At 63.1% G+C, this 18788-nt stretch carries 16 protein-coding genes; 7 read left to right on the forward strand and 9 right to left on the reverse strand.

What is annotated here, in order from left to right; all coding sequences use genetic code 11:
* Positions 1 to 5: 5 nt before the first annotated feature.
* Together FJ970_RS17095 and FJ970_RS17100 are read right to left on the reverse strand one after the other, a co-directional pair.
* Positions 6 to 2576: a GcvT family protein gene (locus FJ970_RS17095; RefSeq protein WP_140758262.1), complete on the reverse strand. Its 2571-nt coding sequence runs from the start codon at positions 2574 to 2576 to the stop codon at positions 6 to 8.
* Positions 2577 to 2675: 99 nt separating this feature from the next.
* The gene (locus tag FJ970_RS17100) at positions 2676 to 4253 is read right to left on the reverse strand and encodes a trimethylamine methyltransferase family protein (RefSeq protein WP_140758263.1); all 1578 of its coding nucleotides are present in this window, start codon (positions 4251 to 4253) and stop codon (positions 2676 to 2678) included.
* Positions 4254 to 4658: 405 nt separating this feature from the next.
* Between FJ970_RS17100 and FJ970_RS17105 the strand changes: the two genes are divergently transcribed.
* The 4 genes from FJ970_RS17105 to FJ970_RS17120 all read left to right on the forward strand — a co-directional run bounded on the left by FJ970_RS17105 (position 4659) and on the right by FJ970_RS17120 (position 10567).
* Positions 4659 to 5819, forward strand: a complete 1161-nt coding sequence (locus FJ970_RS17105) for an MFS transporter (protein ID WP_140758313.1) — start codon at positions 4659 to 4661, stop codon at positions 5817 to 5819.
* Positions 5820 to 5919: 100 nt separating this feature from the next.
* Positions 5920 to 7989 carry a prolyl oligopeptidase family serine peptidase gene (locus FJ970_RS17110; protein ID WP_140758264.1) on the forward strand — a complete coding sequence of 690 codons (2070 nt, stop codon included), beginning with the start codon at positions 5920 to 5922 and terminating at the stop codon, positions 7987 to 7989.
* 244 nt (positions 7990 to 8233) lie between these two features.
* Complete coding sequence (locus FJ970_RS17115) at positions 8234 to 9613, forward strand: aspartate aminotransferase family protein (protein WP_140758265.1); 1380 nt, start codon at positions 8234 to 8236, stop codon at positions 9611 to 9613.
* A gap of 309 nt (positions 9614 to 9922) precedes the next feature.
* Positions 9923 to 10567 (forward strand): cytochrome c oxidase assembly factor Coa1 family protein, encoded by a 645-nt coding sequence (locus tag FJ970_RS17120; protein WP_140758266.1) that lies wholly within the window; start codon positions 9923 to 9925, stop codon positions 10565 to 10567.
* 282 nt (positions 10568 to 10849) lie between these two features.
* On the opposite strand, the gene mmsB is transcribed toward FJ970_RS17120, so the two are convergent.
* The 3 genes from mmsB to FJ970_RS17135 all read right to left on the reverse strand — a co-directional run bounded on the left by mmsB (position 10850) and on the right by FJ970_RS17135 (position 13379).
* Entirely contained in the window at positions 10850 to 11734 is an 885-nt protein-coding gene (gene mmsB / locus FJ970_RS17125; RefSeq protein ID WP_140758267.1) for a 3-hydroxyisobutyrate dehydrogenase, read from the reverse strand.
* A gap of 89 nt (positions 11735 to 11823) precedes the next feature.
* Positions 11824 to 12192: a four helix bundle protein gene (locus FJ970_RS17130; protein WP_140758268.1), complete on the reverse strand. Its 369-nt coding sequence runs from the start codon at positions 12190 to 12192 to the stop codon at positions 11824 to 11826.
* Positions 12193 to 12212: 20 nt separating this feature from the next.
* A complete protein-coding gene (locus tag FJ970_RS17135; RefSeq protein ID WP_140758269.1) occupies positions 12213 to 13379 on the reverse strand; it encodes an isobutyryl-CoA dehydrogenase in 1167 nt (388 codons plus the stop codon).
* Positions 13380 to 13515: 136 nt separating this feature from the next.
* Here FJ970_RS17135 and FJ970_RS17140 point away from each other — a divergent pair, with 136 nt between their 5' ends.
* On the forward strand, positions 13516 to 14130 hold the full coding sequence (locus tag FJ970_RS17140; protein WP_140758270.1) for a dimethylsulfonioproprionate lyase family protein: 615 nt from the start codon (positions 13516 to 13518) through the stop codon (positions 14128 to 14130).
* Positions 14130 to 15605 (forward strand): cobyric acid synthase, encoded by a 1476-nt coding sequence (locus FJ970_RS17145; RefSeq protein ID WP_140758271.1) that lies wholly within the window; start codon positions 14130 to 14132, stop codon positions 15603 to 15605. Before FJ970_RS17140 ends, FJ970_RS17145 begins: the two co-directional genes overlap by 1 nt.
* A gap of 127 nt (positions 15606 to 15732) precedes the next feature.
* Here FJ970_RS17145 and FJ970_RS17150 read toward each other — a convergent pair whose 3' ends face one another.
* The 4 genes from FJ970_RS17150 to FJ970_RS17165 all read right to left on the reverse strand — a co-directional run bounded on the left by FJ970_RS17150 (position 15733) and on the right by FJ970_RS17165 (position 18162).
* Positions 15733 to 16152 (reverse strand): VOC family protein, encoded by a 420-nt coding sequence (locus FJ970_RS17150; protein ID WP_140758272.1) that lies wholly within the window; start codon positions 16150 to 16152, stop codon positions 15733 to 15735.
* A 72-nt stretch (positions 16153 to 16224) separates the two neighbouring features.
* The gene (locus FJ970_RS17155) at positions 16225 to 17055 is read right to left on the reverse strand and encodes a helix-turn-helix domain-containing protein (protein ID WP_140758273.1); all 831 of its coding nucleotides are present in this window, start codon (positions 17053 to 17055) and stop codon (positions 16225 to 16227) included.
* A 99-nt stretch (positions 17056 to 17154) separates the two neighbouring features.
* Positions 17155 to 17325, reverse strand: coding sequence for a hypothetical protein (locus FJ970_RS17160; protein WP_140758274.1), 171 nt, complete (start codon positions 17323 to 17325; stop codon positions 17155 to 17157).
* A 51-nt stretch (positions 17326 to 17376) separates the two neighbouring features.
* Positions 17377 to 18162 carry a TSUP family transporter gene (locus FJ970_RS17165; protein ID WP_140758275.1) on the reverse strand — a complete coding sequence of 262 codons (786 nt, stop codon included), beginning with the start codon at positions 18160 to 18162 and terminating at the stop codon, positions 17377 to 17379.
* Positions 18163 to 18280: 118 nt separating this feature from the next.
* Between FJ970_RS17165 and FJ970_RS17170 the strand changes: the two genes are divergently transcribed.
* Positions 18281 to 18712: a TerB family tellurite resistance protein gene (locus tag FJ970_RS17170; RefSeq protein ID WP_140758276.1), complete on the forward strand. Its 432-nt coding sequence runs from the start codon at positions 18281 to 18283 to the stop codon at positions 18710 to 18712.
* The last annotated feature ends 76 nt before the right edge of the window (positions 18713 to 18788 follow it).

Raw genomic sequence — 18788 nt, forward strand, 5'->3', positions numbered from 1 at the left:
GGACCTCAGGTCCGCATCTTCTCGCCATTTGGGTCGAAAGGCGCTTCGACATTGATGCGGGCGGGTCGGCGGGATCCAAGAATCTCGATCTCGAACAGTCCAGCACTTTCATCCTCGGCGAGGGCTGCCGGCACATAGCCTTGCGCCATCGACTTCTGCACGTAATGCGCATAGCCGCCCGACGTCACCCAGCCGACAACGCGCCAGTCGCCATCGACGATGCCGCGCACGGCGGGCGCGCCTTCGGCGGCCTTCGAGCCGCGTATTTCCTTGCCTGATGTGTCGAAGCGCGGCGCTCCGTAGCCATGCGGCTTTTCCACCGTGCCGTAATCCTTGCTGACCTTGGCCCAGATCGGTTCGTCGCCCATCACGTCGGCGTCCGCTGCGTCAACGATGAAGGAGACGCGGCGCAGTTTTGGCCCTTCCGCCTGTTCCTTGGCGGCGGCGCCACGGCCGATGAAATCGTTCTTCTCGAGCTTGATGAAGCGGTCCATCGAACCTTCGAACGGGCCGTAGATCGGCCGCAGCTCGCGGAACCAGGTCGGAAAATTCTTTTCCAAGCGCATCGACAGCAAGGCGCGCATGCCGAAATCGACGATGCCGAATTCCTCGCCGGCATCCTTGATCTGATGATAGACAAGGCGCTCATAGGCCGGCGCCATCCATATCTCGTAGCCGAGGTCACCGGTGTAGGTGATGCGATTGACCAGGCATGGCGCGCCGCCGACCGCCATTTCGCGGAAATCCATGAAGCGGAAAGCCTTGGTCGAGATGTCGACATCGACCAGCTTCTGTAGGAGGTCACGCGACTTCGGACCGGCGATCGAGAGGCCGACCAGCGTCTGGTCGAAGCGGTGGATGCGGACCGAACCGTCCTTGGGCAGGTGCCTTTCGAACCAGCGCATGTGATACTTCTGCGCGGCCGACGAGCCCCAGATCATAAAGCGGTCTTCGCCGGGCTTGGCGATGGTGAAGTCGCCGATCAGTTTGCCGAACTCGTTGATCATCGGCGTCAGCACGATACGGCCGGTCTTCGGCATGCGGTTGGTCATAAGCCGGTTGAGGAACTCTTCCGCACCCGGTCCCGACACTTCGTATTTGGCGAAGTTGGCGATCTCGGTGACGCCGACACGCTCGCGCGTGGCCCGCACTTCCTCGCCGATCGGCCCAAAATCGTTGGAGCGGTGAAAGGAGACGACGTCCTTCGGCTCCTTGCCCTTTGGCGCGAACCAGAGCGGGGTTTCGAGGCCCCACGAGTCGCCCATGACGGCGTTGTTGGCGAGCATGGTGTCGTAGAGCGGCGTCGTCTGCGCTGGGCGGGCGGCCGGCAGTTCCTCGTTGGGGAAGCGGATCGAGAAGCGGCGCGAATAATTTTCGCGCACCTTGGCGTTGGTGTAGCGCAGGCCGGCCCACTCGCCGAAGCGGGCGACATCCATGCCCCAGACGTCGAAGCCCGGATCGCCGTGGACCATCCAGTTGGACAGAGCGAGGCCAACCCCGCCGCCCTGGCTGAAACCGGCCATCACGGCGCAGGCACACCAGAAATTGGTCAGGCCCTGCACCGGACCGACAAGCGGGTTGCCGTCGAGCGCGAAGGTGAAGGGGCCGTTGATGATCTGCTTGATGCCGGCCTTCTCGATGCCAGGGAAGTGCTTGAAGCCGATTTCCAGCGACGGCGCGATGCGGTCGAGGTCGGGCGGCAGCAGTTCATGGCCGAAATCCCACGGCGTGTTGACCGGCGACCACGGCTTGCAGGCCTTTTCATAGGTGCCGAGCAGGATGCCGTTGCGCTCCTGGCGGGTGTAGATCTCGCCCTTGAAGTCGAGCACGCCGATCATCTCGCGGCCGGTCGACTTGTTGAACTCCTCGACCTCCGGCATCGGTTCGGTCAAGAGATACATGTGCTCCATGGCCAGCACCGGCAACTCGACGCCGACCATGCGGCCGATCTCGCGCGCCCACAGGCCGCCGCAGTTGACGACATGCTCGGCGTGGACCGTGCCTTGTTCGGTGACGACGTTCCAGGTGCCATCCGGCTGCTGCGTCAGGTCGACCACGCGGTTGCGCAGCACGATTTCGGCGCCGAGTTTTTTCGCCGCCTTGGAATAGGCGATGGTGGTGCCGGAGGGGTCGAGATGGCCTTCGACCGGATCCCACATGGCGCCGACGAAATTGGTCTCGTCCATCAGCGGGAACATCGCCTTGGCTTCGGATGGCGTGATCAGTTCGGTGTCCATGCCGAGATAGCGGCCCTTGGCGTGGGCAAGGCGCAGAAAATCCATGCGCTCGGGCGTATCGGCCAACATCACCCCGCCGGTCAGGTGCAGCGAACAGGACTGGCCCGAAATCTCCTCGATCTCCTTGTAGAGCTGCACCGTGTAGGCCTGCAGCTTGGCGACGTTCGGATCGCCGTTCAGCGTATGGAAGCCACCGGCCGCATGCCAGGACGAGCCTGAGGTGAGCTCCGAGCGCTCGATCAGCACGATATCGGTCCAGCCGGCCTTGGCCAGGTGATAGAGAACCGAGCAGCCGACGACGCCGCCGCCAATGACAACCGCTTTTACATGGGATTTCATGAAGATAGGTCCGTTCTCGTGTAAGCTGAATCAGATATTTTACAGGCCCGTGCGGCACGCTTCGCAGCGAAGCTGAACAGCCCCTGGAAGGTGGTCCGTCTAGAAGTCCGTCGGCGCGCCGCCTTCGGCCGTGCGCTTCTGGACGAAGGCGTTGAGCTCCTCGCGGATGGCAGGGTCCATGTAAGGCTCGTCATAGAATGCCAGCCGCTCCTTCCACACCTTGTTGGCCTTTTCCAGCGCCGTCGGCGAGCCGGCTTCGGCCCAGGTCTCGAAATTGCGCCAGTCGGACAGGATCGGCGAATAGAAGGCGGTCTTGTAGCGGTCCTGCGTGTGCTGGGTGCCGAAGAAGTGGCCACCGGGGCCGACGGACTGGATGGCGTCGAAGCCAAGCGCCTCTTCCGACAGGTCGAGCGGGGTCAGGAATTCGGCCACCATCTGCAAGAGGTCGATGTCCAGAATGGTCTTCTCGTAGGAGCAGCGCAGGCCGCCCTCGAGCCAGCCGGCGGCATGCATCATGAGATTGCCGCCGCCCTGGATGGCGCCCCACAGCGAGAACACGCTTTCATAGGCGGCCTGCGCGTCGACCGTGTTGGCGGCGCAGGTGTTCGAGGTGCGGTATGGGATGTTGTAGCGGCGGGCAAGCTGGCCGCCGACGAGCTGCGCCTTCATGTATTCGGGCGTGCCGAAAGCCGGTGAACCGGACTTCATGTCGACATTGGAGGTGAAGCCGCCATAGCCGACCGGTGCACCCTTGCGCACCATCTGGGCGAAGGCGATGCCGGACAGCGCCTCGGCATTCTGCTGCACCAGCGCGCCGGCGATGGTGACGGGCGCCATCGCCCCAGACAGGGTGAAGGGCGTGACGATGACGACCTGGCCCTTGCTCGACATCTGGATGATGCCTTCCATCATCGGCACGTCGAGCTTGAGCGGCGAATTGGTGTTGATGATGGTGAAGACGGACGGCTCCTCGAGCAACTGCTCGTGGCTGATGCCGCGCGCGATGCGGGTGATCTCGATGCCGTCGACATTGCGCTCCTTGCCGAGCGAATAGATGTGGAACACCTTGTCGGTCAGCGTCGCGAGGTCGCGGATGCATTCGAGATGGCGGACCGACGGGTGGATGTCGGTCGGCTCGACCGGATAGCCGCCCGTGCAATTCAGGATGTTGTGCATCTGGGCCAGGCGCAGGAAATTGCGATAGTCCTGCTGGTTGCCTGGCCGGCGGCCGCGATCGATGTCGGAGCAATTGGGCGCCGAGGCCATCATCGAGATGATCAGATTGTCGCCGCCGAAGCGCACATTGTGCGCGGGGTTGCGGGCATGGATGGTGAATTCGGACGGGCAGTTCGACACCAGCTCCAGGATCATGTCGCTGTCGAAGCGCACGCGCTCCGAGCCCTCGCGCACATCGGCGCCATGCGCCTTCATGATGCGGCGGGCTTCGTCGTGCAGCACATCGACACCGATTTCCCTGAGCACGCGCAAGGAGGCGAGGTGGATCGATTCCAGCTCGTCCTCGGAAACCAGCTTGGTCGGCGTCAGGGGATTTTTCAGCTGGCGGAAGGCCGGCTGCTCGAACGCGGCCGAGCCACCGGCACGCTTTCCGGCGCGACCGCCACGGCGGGCACGGTCGGGTGCCAAAGCCGGTTCTGAGGATTGTAGGGCGGCGGTCATGATGGTCCTCGTAGGATGCGATAACGGGCGGCATAATGGACCGGCGCCCGTCCGGCCATTGCGGAGGCGGCGACCACTAGGGCGAGGGAAGCGACATGTCCGAACGGCAGCTGCGTGGCCACGACATCCGCCTTGATCATTCATCCGTTGGCGCAAGCGGATCTTCCTCGCCGGCCCTTTCTTTCCCCCGATCGAGCACGTAGCCAGTAAGGCCTGTCGGCAGGGAGGCGGCCGGCACCGTGATCATCGCCCTCGACGCTTTGCTGGTCGTCTTCGCGCTCCATAAATCAGCCAGCCGCAGAGGCTCCTGACAGGGTTTGGCTGGAGCCGAGCGTCGTTCGGGCTGCAAGGCTTACCGCCATTGGAACGAACCGCTAAGTCTGCAACCGCGACGGCATCATGGATATGGACTTGGTGGACACGAGAAGCGACGAGACGATGCAGTGGGCAGCGATCACCGGTGTGATCGCGACCGTGTCCGTGTTCGCCATCGCGCAGGGCCTGTCCTACCCGCTGCTGAGCTTCATCCTGCAGCGCCAGGGTGTCTCGCCAGCGATGATCGGCCTGTCGGCCGCAATGACCGCTGTCGGCTTCATCCTGTCATCGCCGCTGATACCTGGCATGGCAAGGCGGTTCGGGGCAGGGCGCACGGCGCTCACTTGCGCGGTGCTTTCGGCTGTCGTGTTGGCAATGATCGGCTGGACGCAGAATGTCTATCTCTGGTTTCCGCTGCGCTTCCTGATCGGCGTGGTGACCAATCCGCTCTATGTGCTCAGCGAAATCTGGGTGATCGCCCTGGCACCGCCGGCCCGGCGCGGCCGCATCATGGGTCTCTATTCGACGATCATTTCCGCCGGCTTCGCGACCGGCCCGCTTTGCCTGCTTGCCGTCGGCACGGAAGGCTGGCCGCCGTTCCTTGTCGGCATCGGCGCCTTCGTGCTCTGCGGCTTCTGCCTGGCGTCGGTTCTGCCGCGGCTGCCCAGGGTGGACGAGGCCGGGCATCAGGTTTCGGTGATGGGTTTCATGCCGCTCGCCTGGCTGCTTCTGTCGGCGGTAGTCGTGGCCGCCGGCTTCGAACAGGCGGTGCTGGCGCTGCTGCCTGTCTATGGCACGCATCATGGCATCGCGGAGGCTCGCATGTCCGCGCTGCTTTCGGTCATGATCGCCGGCAACATTGCCATGCAGGTGCCGCTTGGCCTGCTGGCCGAGCGGCTGACGGCCCGCCTGGTGCGCTTCCTCTGCGTCTTGCTGACGCTGTTCGGCTGTGCGCTGTTGCCGGTGCTGATCGAAACCCCGCTGGTCTGGCCCTGCGTCTTCGTCTGGGGCGCTGTGTCCTACGGCATCTACACGATGTCGATCATCGAGCTTGGCGAGCGCTTTGCCGGCTCGGCGCTGGTCGCCGGCAATGCGGCATTCTCCCTGATGTGGGGCGTCGGCGGCATTCTGGTCCCGCCGCTTACCGGCGGCGTGATGGATGTGCTCGGCGCGGGCGGCCTGCCGGCCACGCTGGGTGCGATCTGCGCTATGCTGGCGCTGGCGACGATCATCCGCCGGCGGGTTCTGTGAAGCAACGTGACGCGGACCGCAAAAGACCATATTGCATCTTGAATGTCGGCGCCGCCAAGGCGATGTAGGCAAAGCCGCCCAGAATCCCCCGGAGACCTGCATGATCTCTTCGACGACCAAAGCTCAGCCTTATCAGAAGGCCGGCGATCCCTTCCTCTGGCTGGAAGACAGGACCAGCAAACAGTCGCTCGACTGGGTTCATAGCCAGAACGAGTTCACGGTGGCGGAATTGCAGGGCGATCCATCCTACCAGGCGTCGTTCCAGACGGCGCTCGACCTGATGACTGCGGAGGACAATATCGCGGTTGGCGCGGCAATCGCGGGCCATGTCTACAATTTCTGGCAGGACAAGACCAATGCGCTCGGCCTGTGGCGGCGCACGACGGTCGCTTCCTACAAGACCGACAAGCCTGACTGGGAAACGATCATCGACTTCGATCAACTGGCGGCGAAGGAGGGGATAAAGTGGGTGTTCGGCGGCGCTGTCAGGCTTTACCCCGATTTCAACCTCTGCCTGGTCTCGATGTCGCCCGATGGCGGTGACGCCAGCGCGATGCGCGAGTTCGACATCGCGGCCAAGTCCTTCGTGGAAGGCGGTTTTCAGGCGCCGGCCTCGAAATCGGGCTTTGGCTGGCTGGACGAGGATACGGTCATCGTCTCGGCCGCATTCGAAGAGGCCGACAAGACCGAGTCCGGATATCCGCGCGTGGTCAAGCTCTGGAAGCGCGGCACCAAGCTGGAAGAGGCGACCCCGATCTTCGAGGGAAAGACCGAGGATCTTGCCATGGGCGCCGGTGTCGAGTTCGACGGCGAGAAGCGTCACCTGTTTCTGGCGCGGACACTCAACTTCTTCGCATCGCACAGTTTCCTGCGCCTGCCCTCGGGCGAGAACCGCCGGATCCCGCTGCCCGACGATGTCACCGATACCGCGCTCTTTAGGGATCAACTGGTGTTCGGGGTGCGTACCCCGTGGATGGCGCCGGACGGCACCGCATGTCAGCCGGACGGGCTTTATTCGATCGATTTCGCGTATTGGATCGAAACCGGCAGTTTTGGCCCGATCGAAACGTTGCTGGCGCCGGCATATCGCGTCTCGATCGCCGGTATCAGCCGCACGCAGGACCGCCTGTTCATCAACCTGATGGACAATGTCCGCGGCAAGGTTCTCGTTTGCGAGCGTAAGGATGACGCCTGGTCGCTGAAACCTGTTGCGCTGCCCGAAAACGGCACGGTCGGCATCAGCCATGCCGAGCATTTCGGCTCCACCGTCTCCTTTTCCTTCACCGATTTCCTGACGCCCAGTTCGATCATCTGGTCCGATGACGATGGCGAGACGCTTGCCACGGTGAAGTCGCAGCCGGCCCGCTTCGATGCCTCGCCGCTTATCTCGGAACAGTTCGAGGCACGCTCGAAGGACGGCACGATGATCCCTTACTTCGTCGTCAGGCGGCGCGACCAGAACGGGCCGGTGCCGACGCTGCTCTACGGCTATGGCGGCTTCGAAGTGCCGCTGTTGCCCGGCTATGCCGGCGTGCGCGGCAGGCTGTGGCTGGAGAAAGGCAATGCCTATGTGCAGGCCTGTATTCGCGGCGGTGGCGAGTTCGGCCCGGCCTGGCACCAGGCGGCGCTGAAAGGCAAGCGCCAGAACGGCTTCGACGACTTTGCCGCGGTGGCTGAGGATGTCGTCAGGCGTGGCATCGCAACGCCTCAATCGCTTGGCATCCAGGGCGGCTCCAACGGCGGCCTGCTGACCGGCGCTTCCCTGACGCAGCATCCCGAGCTTTTCGGCGCCGTCATCATTGAGGTGCCGCTGCTCGACATGCTGCGCTACACCGAACTGCCGCCGGGCGCTTCGTGGATGGCCGAATATGGCGATCCGTCAAACCCGGAAGACGTCAAATGGCTTTCCGCCTATTCGCCCTATCAACATGTCAAGGCGGATGCCGTCTATCCCCCGGTGCTGCTGACCACCTCGACCGCGGACGACCGGGTCCATCCGGGCCATGCGCGCAAGATGGCCGCCCGCCTGCAGGACGCAGGACACGGCAAGACGCTGTTCTTCGAGGAGACCGAAGGCGGACATGGCGGACGCGGCGACCGCCGGCCGCAGGCAGCGCAGACCGCGATGAAGTATGTGTTCCTGCAGCGGGCGTTGAGCGGCGAAGCCTGACCTCATTCCATGGCACCACTAGAGCAAAGGGTAGTTCTCCTCGACCATCCTTTGCTCTAAGGTGCCCTTCATGGCTCTCGCTAGATTATCAGCTCGCGCATTCCGCGTCGCGGTGACACCGTCGTCACGCACGCTGCGCGCCGAGCTTTTGCGGCTGTGCGCCCGCATCGGCTATTCGCCACCTGCCGTCCTCTGACGAATTCGCCCCGGCACCGCCGGAATGATTTCAGAGGAAAGATCAGACATGACCTATCAGAACTATTCGCTGAAGCAGCTTCAGCAGATCGACGCCGCGCATCATCTCCATCCCTTCACCGACCACAAGGAGCTGCGTGAGGCAGGCGCGCGCGTCATCACCCACGCCAAGGGTCCGTTCATCTACGATTCCGAAGGGACGGAACTGCTGGACGGCATGGCCGGCCTGTGGTGCGTCAATATCGGCTACGGCCGTGACGAACTGGCCGAGGCCGCCTATGCCCAGATGAAGGAACTGCCTTACTACAATTCCTTCTTCAAATGTTCGACGCCGACGCCGGTGCTGTTGTCGAAGAAGCTGGCCGAGATCGCGCCACGCAACGTCAACCAGGTGTTTTATGGCTCGTCCGGTTCGGAGGCCAACGACACCGCGTTGCGCCTCGTGCGCCACTATTGGGTGCTGGAAGGCAAGCCGGAGAAGAACCGCGTCATCTCGCGCAAGATGGCCTATCACGGCTCGACCATCGCCGGCACTTCGCTCGGCGGCATGGATGCCATGCACAAGCAGCTCAACGGTGCGGTGCCCAACATCGTCCATGTGATGATGCCCTATGCCTATGATCTGGCTCTGCCTGGCGAAAGCGACCATGATTTCGGCCTGCGCGCGGCAAAGTCCGTCGAGGACGCCATCCTCGAGGCTGGCGCCGACAAGGTCGCGGCTTTCATTGGCGAGCCGGTGATGGGCGCGGGCGGCGTCAAGATCCCGCCGGCGAGCTACTGGCCCGAAGTGCAGCGCATCTGCCGCAAATACGATGTGCTTTTGATGCTGGACGAGGTCATCACCGGCTATGGCCGTACCGGCGAGTGGTTCGCGGCTCAGACCTTCGGCATCGAAGCGGACACCATCACCACGGCCAAGGCGCTGACATCGGGCTATCAGCCTCTGTCGGCGCTGCTGGTTGGCGACCGCATTGCCTCGACGCTGGTCGAGAAGGGCGGCGAGTTCAACCATGGCTACACCTATTCGGGGCATCCCGTGGCCTGCGCCGTGGCACTGAAGAACCTCGAGATCATCGAACAGGAAGGCCTGGTCGACCGCGTCAGGAACGACACCGGCCCTTATTTCGCCAGGGCTTTGCAGGAGCGTATTGCCGGGCATGATCTGGTCGGCGAGGTGCGGTCGATCGGCCTGATGGGTGCCATCGAGATCGTCAAGGACAAGGCGACGAAGGAGCGCTTCCTGCCGTCGGGGAGTGCCGCGGTGACGGTTCGCGATCATGCAATCGCAAATGGCATGATGCTGCGCGCCACCGGCGATACGATGATCCTGTCGCCGCCGCTGATCTGGACCCGCGACACCATCGACATGGCCTGCGAGCGCATCGGCAAGGCGCTCGACCTGGCGCAGGCGGACCTGCGCAGGCGGTAGAACGAAACCGGGCGTCCGTTGATTGGGCGCCCGGCCCTAAAAATCCGTCGCGGCGGGAACGAATATCACCCGACGCGCAGCTGTTGGGGGCTGTATTCATGAGCAGGACGGGCAAGAGCCGGCGCAGCCGAGAGGCCGCGTTGCGGCCGAACGGTCGATCAGCGCCGCTGAAGCCGGCCAGCCGAGCGGTAAAAGTAAATTCGCCGGTTTTCGTCTAAGACTTGAATGAGCGCCGCGGAACTTTGATTTTGCGCATTGTCGAGATGATGCGCTAGAACCAATCGGCATACCCACCGATGGGGAAACAACATGGCCGGACAACCGCTCAACCAGCCGGCTGAAATTCCAGCCGAACTCGATCGCTGGAACTGGGGCGCCTTCTTCCTCAACTGGATTTGGGGCATTGGCAACAGCACCTTCATCGCGCTGCTGGCGCTGATCCCCGTCGTCAACCTCATCATGATCATCGTGCTCGGCGCGCGCGGGAGCCGCTGGGCCTGGCGGAACCGTGCCTGGCGCGACGCCGAGCAATTCCGCAAGACGCAGCGCAACTGGGCGATCGCCGGCCTTGCCGTCTGGGTGGTCAGCATCGGCGGCTGTGCGACGATGGTCGGCAGCATCCCTTTCGTGCTCAAAGGCAGCGACGCCTTCCGCATGACCATGGACGCCGTCCGCGCCGATACCCGGGTGAAGGCCGCCATCGGCGACGATGTGACCAACAATTTCTGGGTCGGAGGCCACCTCAACGTCAATGCGAATGGCGCGGGCGACGCCCAATTCAGCATTCCCGTCCACGGCGCCAAGGGCAAAGGCACCGTGTTTTCTCATCTGGTTCGCAATGCTGGCACTTGGAGCACGCGCCTGCTCGTGGTCCGCGTGGATGGGGTCGATGCACCGATCGTGCTGACCAATGAAGATCACGTGCCGATCCCGGGTGCGGCGATCGGAATATAGACGGATCGTCGGTAATAAAGGGACCGGAAATGCAAAAACCGCGCCCCATCGGGAACGCGGCTTTGCCAGGTACGCATGGCGTTTCGCTACCAAGACACTTGCGAAACTTACGGGCTCCGGTACGCGAGACCTGATCCGGAGCGCCGGGCGGATACGATATGTCCGCCTCGCAATCCGTTTTATAGGGACATCGTTACCGCGGAGTTATCGAGAACTTAAGCAAATCTAAATTTACGGTGCTCTCTCAGGGAAGGTCCGAAAAAACTCCATCGAATCCGGTGTTTACGCTGAATTGCCGCGTAGAAAATTAATTATACCGGAGAAATCGGCGCCGCCATGGCCCTGGGCGTTGAACAAGGCATAGAGCTGCGCCGCTTCGGCGCCAAGCGGCGTCACCGCGCCGGCGCCAAGCGCTGCTTCCTGGGACAATTTCAGGTCTTTCAGCATGAGAGCCGCCGCAAATCCCGGCTTGTAATCCTTGTTGGCGGGCGAAGTGGGCACGGGGCCGGGCACCGGGCAATAGGTGGTCAACGACCAGCACTGGCCCGACGACGTCGAGGCGACGTCGAACAGCGCCTGATGCGACAGGCCGAGTTTTTCCGCCAGTACGAAAGCCTCGGCGACGCCGATCATCGAAATGCCGAGGATCATGTTGTTGCAGATCTTGGCGGCCTGGCCGGCGCCGTCACCGCCGCAATGGACGATGCGGCCGGCCATCGGCTTCAGGATCGGCTCGGCGGCAGCGAAGGCACCGTCGGACCCGCCAGCCATGAAGGTCAATGTACCGGCCGTGGCACCACCGGTGCCGCCGGAAACAGGCGCATCGATTGAGAGCAGGCCGCGCTTCGCGGCAATCGCATGCGCCTTGCGCGCCGATTCCACGTCGATGGTCGAGGAATCGATGAACAAGGCATTTTTCTTCGCCTTGGGGGCGATGTCCTCATAGACCGACAAAACATGCTTGCCGGCGGGCAGCATGGTGATGACCGTGTCGGCATCCTTCACGGCGGCGACCGCATTGGCCATGACCGTGATGCCATGCTCGCGCGCGACCGTGAGGTTCTCCGGCATCAGGTCAAAACCATGCACGGCATGTCCCGCCTTGACCAGGTTGGCGGCCATTGGATTGCCCATGTTGCCGAGGCCGATGAAGGCGATGGTGGTCATAGTGGCGCTCCGTGATTGGGGTAAGCGGGCAGTAGGCAGTAGGCAGTAGGCAGTAGGCAGTAGGCAGTAGGCAGTAGGCAGTAGGCAATCTATTCCGGCGCAAGTTTTCTGATGAGTTGGCGAAGCATTTTTCCGATGCCCTCGCTTGCTAACAGCATGCTGTCAGCTTGATCTTGCGTGGCAAGACCGATGCGCTCGGCGATCTGGAGGTGGGTCTCCAACTCCTTCAGGGAGCCTTGGGCGATCCTGAGAAATTGCTGATATGAGCCTCGATTGTCCCGGCCATAGCCTTCTGCAATGTTTGCAGGAATAGAGGTTGCAGAGCGGCGGATTTGGCTGGTCAGGCCATACAATTCCTCTTTAGGCCATGCTTTAGTCAAGGCGTATATCGCGACGGCCAGATCCATCGCCTGCTGCCATACGATAAGATCCTTGTACGAATTGATCGTGCCGGTCATCTGCCTACTGCCTACTGCCTTTACCGTCCTATCAGTGCGCGCGCGATGATGACGCGCATGATCTCGTTGGTGCCTTCGAGAATCTGGTGCACGCGCAGGTCGCGCACCAGCTTCTCGATGCCGTAGTCGTGTAGATAGCCGTAGCCGCCGAGCAGTTGCAGCGCATCGTTGGCGACGTCGAAGCCGGTGTCGGTGACGAAGCGCTTGGCCATTGCCGACCATTTGCCGGCGTCCGGCGCCTTGCGGTCGAGTTTCGAGGCCGCCGCATAGAGGAAGATGCGCGCGGCCTGCAACTCTGTCTCCATGTCGGCCAGCCTGAACTGCAGCGCCTGGAACTGGTTGATCTTCGAGCCGAAGGCCTTGCGTTCGGCAGTATAAGACAGCGCCTTGTCGAGCGCCGACTGCGCGCCGCCCAGCGAACAGGCGGCGATATTCAGCCGGCCCCCATCGAGCCCGGCCATGGCAATGCCGAAACCGGCGCCTTCGCCCGACAAAAGGTTCTCCGCCGGCACCTTGCAGTCCTCGAAGATGACCTGGCGGGTCGATTGCATGTGCCAGCCCATCTTGTGCTCGTTGGCGCCGAAGGAGAGGCCGGGCGCATCCTTGGGCACGACAATAGTGGAGATGCCTTTCGGGCCGTCGGCGCCGGTGCGCACCATGACGGCGTAGACATCGCTGTCGCCAGCGCCGGAGATGAACTGCTTGGCGCCGTTGAGAACATAGTCGCCGCCGCTCTTCACCGCGCGCGTCTTCAATGCGGCGGCATCGGAGCCGGAACCCGGCTCGGTCAGGCAATAGCTCGCCAGCCATTCCATGGAGGTGAGCTTCGGCAGGAAGCGCTGGCGTTGTTCTTCATTGCCGAAACGGTCGATCATCGAAGCCACCATGTTGTGGATCGAGATGAAGGAAGAAAAGGCCGGATCGGCATGTGACAGCGCTTCGAAGATCAACACCGCGTCGAGCCGGCCGAGCGCGGAACCGCCGACGTCGTCCCTGATATAGATGCCGCCGAGTCCGAGCGGTCCGGTTTCACGGATCACGTCGGCGGGGAAGTGTTTCCTGCGATCCCAGTCGAGCGCGTTCGGCGCGACGCGATCTGCGGCGAAGGCCTGCGCCATCTCCTGGATGGCGCGCTGTTCCTCGTTGAGTTCGAACTGGCTGGTGCTCGCATCGACCGCGGCGTCCATGGCGTGCTCCCTGATGTCTGACCTGCTGGCCTGTCTTTTTTGGCTTTGCGCGCGCACCAATCTAGACCAATGATGCCGCCGCGCAACCCGACCTTCCGCGGAGCGGCTGTGCACCAATGCATGCCCGGAGCAAGATGTGACGACAAAATTCGATGAGCTGTTGGGACAGTTCCACGCCTATCTTGCTTCCGTCGATGACACCCCGGTGCGCGAGGCCGTGGCGCGCATCGGCTGGGACATGCCGGCCCGCGATCTGGAGCCGCATGCGCTTGGCTGCCTGCGCCATCTGGATCGCGCGACTGAGCTGGCGCCGACGGCCGCGAAACCGCTGGTGCAATTGCTGGCACGGCAGCGCAACGACCTCCATTGGGGGCAGACTTACAGCGAAGCGGATTTCGGAAAAGATTTCATCGACAATTACGGCTGGCTGGAAATCTTCGGCACGCGCGGCCATTTCGCCAATGACGTTGTCGCGGCCGGCCTGCTGATCCTTGGGCCCGGGATCGTCTATCCCGACCACCATCACGTTGCCGAGGAGATCTATATTCCGCTGACCGGCGGCACCGAATGGCGCATGGGCGAGGGCGGCTTTCGCACGCGTGAAGCCGGCGAGGTCGTCCACCACGCTTCCAATGTCAACCATGCCATGCGCACGGGCAAGGAACCGTTGCTGGCGCTTTATATCTGGCGCGGCGGGCCGCTGGCGCAGAAATCCACGATCACCGGAACCGCGACGCAGGGCCGGAGCTGATGACTAGGGCAATCATGCTGCAAGGCACGGGTTCGGATGTCGGCAAGACGGTGCTGGTCGCCGGGCTGTGCCGCGCCGCCAGGAATCGCGGCCTGAAGGTGCGGCCGTTCAAGCCGCAGAACATGTCGAACAACGCTGCCGTTGCCGATATTCCCGGTGACAACAACCATGACGGCGGCGAGATCGGCCGCGCGCAATGGCTGCAGGCGATCGCTTGCGGGGTTACGCCGTCGGTCCATATGAACCCGGTGCTGCTCAAGCCGCAGACCGATGTCGGCGCCCAGGTCATCGTCCAGGGCAAGGTGTTCGGCGAAGCGCGGGCGCGCGACTATCAGGCGCTGAAGAGCCGGCTGATGGATGCGGTGCTCGATTCCTGGGGCAAGGTCGGCGAGGGCGCCGATCTCGTCATCGTCGAGGGTGCCGGCTCGCCAGCCGAAATCAACCTCAGAAGTCGCGACATCGCCAATATGGGTTTTGCCACGCGCGCCGACGTGCCGGTGGTGCTGGTCGGCGACATCGATCGCGGCGGCGTCATCGCCTCGGTCGCCGGAACGCATCTGATCCTGCCGGAAGAGGACCGGCGCATGATCGTCGGCTACCTCATCAACAAGTTCCGGGGCGATGTTTCGCTGTTCGATGACGGCCTGAAGGCGATCGAGAAATTCACGGGATGGCGCTGTTTTGGCGTCGTGCCGTGGCTGAAGGCGGCGGCCCGGCTGCCCTCGGAGGATTCGGTGGTGCTGGAGCGGCTGGCGTCCGGCGAAGCGCGCGCGCTGAAAGTGGCGGTGCCGGTGCTTGGCCGCATCGCCAATTTCGACGATCTCGACCCGCTCAAGGCCGAGCCGCAGGTCGAGGTGGTCTTCGTGCCTCCGGGAAAGAAGCTGCCGGCCGATGCCGGGCTGGTGGTCATTCCCGGCTCCAAGTCGACGATCGGCGACCTCTTGAAGTTTCGCGAGAATGCCTGGGACCGGGACTTAGCGGCGCACCGCAAGCGCGGCGGCCATGTCGTCGGCATTTGCGGCGGCTTCCAGATGCTCGGCCGCGTGGTGCGCGATCCCGACGGCATCGAAGGCAGCGTCACCGAGGCCGAAGGGCTGGGTTTGCTCGATATCGAAACGGTGATGGAGCCGGAGAAGACGGTGCGCAATGTCAGCGCCCGCTCGGTGCCGTTCGACCTGCCGCTCGAGGGCTACGAGATTCATCTCGGCCGCACCACCGGCCCGGACACCAGGCGACCGTCGGCGATCATCAACGGCGTCGAGGATGGTGCGATCTCCGCCGACGGCAAGGTGATCGGCACCTATATGCACGGTCTGTTCGGCGCCGATGCCTTTCGGGGAAAATTCCTCGAAAGCCTCGGCATCAAAGGCGGGGGCATCGATTACCGGGCCGAGGTCGAGCGGGCGCTGGACGAGGTCGCGGCCGAGCTGGAGGGCCATCTCGACTGTGACGCGATTTTTGGGCTTGCTCGGTAAGCCCGTAACATAGGCGATCAGCTGAAACGCCCGACACTTCGTCATCCACGGGCGGAGCAAGGAGCGCAGCGACGCGGCGCAGACCCGAGGATCCATGCCGCGACTTGGCGGACACAAGCATGCTGATTCAAGCCTTTTCACCTGCCTTCGGCCAGTAGGTGCCGAACGACCAGACATTGCCTTCGGGATCACGGCAGATGAATTCGCGGCTGCCATAATCGCGGTTCGTCAGTTCCTGGATGATCGTCGCGCCGCCCCTTCTGGCTTTGGCGTAGGCGGCGTCGGCATCGTCGACGGCGATATAGATCGACTTGCCGCCGCCTGAACCGGGTTCGCCGACCATCTTGCCGTAGTCGTCGTCGCGCACCGTGCCCAACATGATCATCGAAGAGCCGAAGACCAGTTCGGCATGGTGCACGACATCGCCTTCGCCATAGCGGGCGCGAACGCTGAAGCCGAAGGCTTCACAGAGCCAGTCGATCATTTTCGCCGCGTTTTTGTAACGCAGGGCAGGGTAGAGGCGGGGGGCTTCAGTGGTTGCGGGCATGGGAACCTCCTTCATCTGGATTGGTCTATTCCTCACACTGTTCGAAGACCGTTCCAGCGTCTTGAAGAAATGTTACCTGGCCGAAAGTGCCGTCGGCGTCTCGCCGGCAAGAACGCGGAACTCGCGCACCAGATGCGCCTGGTCGGCATAGCCGCAATCAGCGGCGACATCGGCCCAGTCGGCGGTCGGCTGCTTCGACAGGCGGAGCGCCCGGTTGAAACGGACGATGCGCGATAGCGTCTTGGGGCCGACGCCGGTCGCGTCGAAGAATTTGTCGGCGAGGTGTTTGCGGCTCCAGCCCAGCCGTTCGGCAAGCGATGCAATCCGGGTCCGGCCGCCGGACGCGATGATGCGGTCATAGGCCCAGGCGATTTCGAGCGGCGTCTCGGTGGTGCTCTCAAGGCGGGCGGCGACGAAAGCTTCGGCAATATCGAAACGTGCCGTCCAGTCAGGCGCGTTGCCGAGCCGTTCGCGCAACGCCGCGCCTTCCGCGCCAAGTAAGTCATCGAGGACGACCATGCTGTCAGTCAATTCGCTCATAGGCAGGCGGAAGAAGCGGCGTGCGCCAAGGGGGGTGAAATTGACCTGAACGCAGCAGGCTCCGCCGAAGGATTCGATCATCACCGGCCCGGCGAAAAGGCCGGCGGCGAAACTGGCGAAGCGGTCATTGTCATCAGGCGCCCTGCCGAGGCCGATGGCGAACGGTTCGGCGAAGCTGATCACCAACGGCACCGTCAGCGATGCATACTCGACATTGCGAAAATGGCCGGGAGCAGTTTCGCGGTAACCGCAGATGTCAGTGACGACACCGGCGAGTTCAGCGCCGGGGACGCGCCGCATTATCTCGAAGCGACCGGCAATGGACTGGTCGCGTTCCTTGCGGTGTTGCATCTCCACCGGCATCGCTTTCCTCCGCAGTGAAGAATCTAGCAGACCACCGCCCAACATCAAAAGCGCCCGGCTTTTGACCGGGCGCTCCACGTTATCCAGGATTTCTGGTATTTACGCGCCGCGCATCAGGCAGCCGGCGGCGAGCACGATGTAGGCGACGAGCATGATCCACACCGATGCGAGCGGAATGAACGCAAGGACGCCAAACCCGGCGAGAAGACCGATGATGGCGATAACAAGGGAGATGATGAAGACAATCTGGGTAGGCGCGCTGAGATTCATGTCTGGTCCCTCCAACATGATTCGAACAATGTCATTGTAACAGGCGCGTGATCACACACCAATCATGACGCGCAGCGGGTTGGCCGGATCCGCCAGCAGCTTCACGGCCAGGGCCACGCAGACGATGACCAGCAGCGGCTTGATCAGTTTGGCGCCAATGCGCATGGCAAGGCTGGCACCAAGCCGGGCGCCGAGGAACTGGGCAACGCCCATCATCAGGCCGATTTTCCACGAGATGACGCCGACGGCGGCAAAGACGATGAAGCCGCCAATGTTGGAGGCGAAGTTGAGCAGCTTGGTGTGCGCGGTCGCCTTGAGCACGCCGTAGCCGGCGAGCGTCACGAAGGCCAGCATGTAGAAGGAACCGGCGCCCGGCCCGAACACGCCGTCATAGAAGCCGATGGCCGGCACCAGGGTCACGCCGAACAGGAAGGGCGACAGGCGCTCGGCCCGGTCGACATCGTTCATGTTAGGCTTGAGGGCGAAATATAGCGCGATGGCAATCAGCACCAGCGGCAGGGCCGCGCGCAACAGGTCGCCGGGCACGATCGTGGCCAGCAATGCGCCGATGGCACCGCCGGCAAGGGCCAGCAGCGCCGATGGCAATTGCCGGCGCAGATCGACATGGCCTTTCGAGGCATAGTGGATCGTCGCCGACCCGGAGCCGAACATGCCTTGCAGTTTGTTGGTTCCAAGCGCCTCGACCGGCGAGAAACCGGCCAGTAGCAGCGCCGGAATGGTGATCAGTCCGCCGCCGCCGGCAATCGAATCGACAAAACCCGCGGCGAAAGCCGCGAAGGCGAGCATGGCGATGGACTGGGCGGTGAGGTCGATCATCTGATGGGTCGAGATGTCCGGTCGGCTGAGATAGCGCGCGTTCGACCACGACCACCCCGTTTGCGCAAGGCCGATTCCGCGCTAATTCTATTTGAAGGGAATCGGAAAGGGGCCGTTCATGGCATTCGCGTTGCTGGACCAGATACGCTCGATCTTCGACGGCGACCCTGGCGTGCGCAAGGTCGCGGACGATCCCGTCCTGTCGGCGGAGCTGCTGATGCTGTTCCGCATGATCCTGGCCGACGGCACGGTCAGCGAGAGCGAGATGGTTGCCTTCCGGCGCATCTGCAAGGATGCCTTCGGCATTCCGGAAACCAGCATCGACAGCGTCATCGAATATCTCAACGAATTCGGCTACGAGACCAACGGCTCGCAGGCGATCGCGCTGTTCCGCGACCTCGACATCGAGCGGCGCAAGCAATTGGCGCAGCACATGGCCGAGATCGCCAAGGCGGATTCGCAGCTGGCCGAAACCGAGGTGCGCCTGTTGCGCCGCACGCTCGATTTGCTCGACATCAGCCCGGTTGATGTCGTGAAGCCGGACGAGTAGGGGCGGATGTCCCGGCCGGGGGGCCTACTGCCTGCGGCAGCTCCCCGGCGTTCGCGGCCTTCCATCGTGCCACCGG

Source organism: Mesorhizobium sp. B2-1-8 (genome assembly GCF_006442545.2).
Classification (GTDB): Bacteria; Pseudomonadota; Alphaproteobacteria; order Rhizobiales; family Rhizobiaceae; genus Mesorhizobium.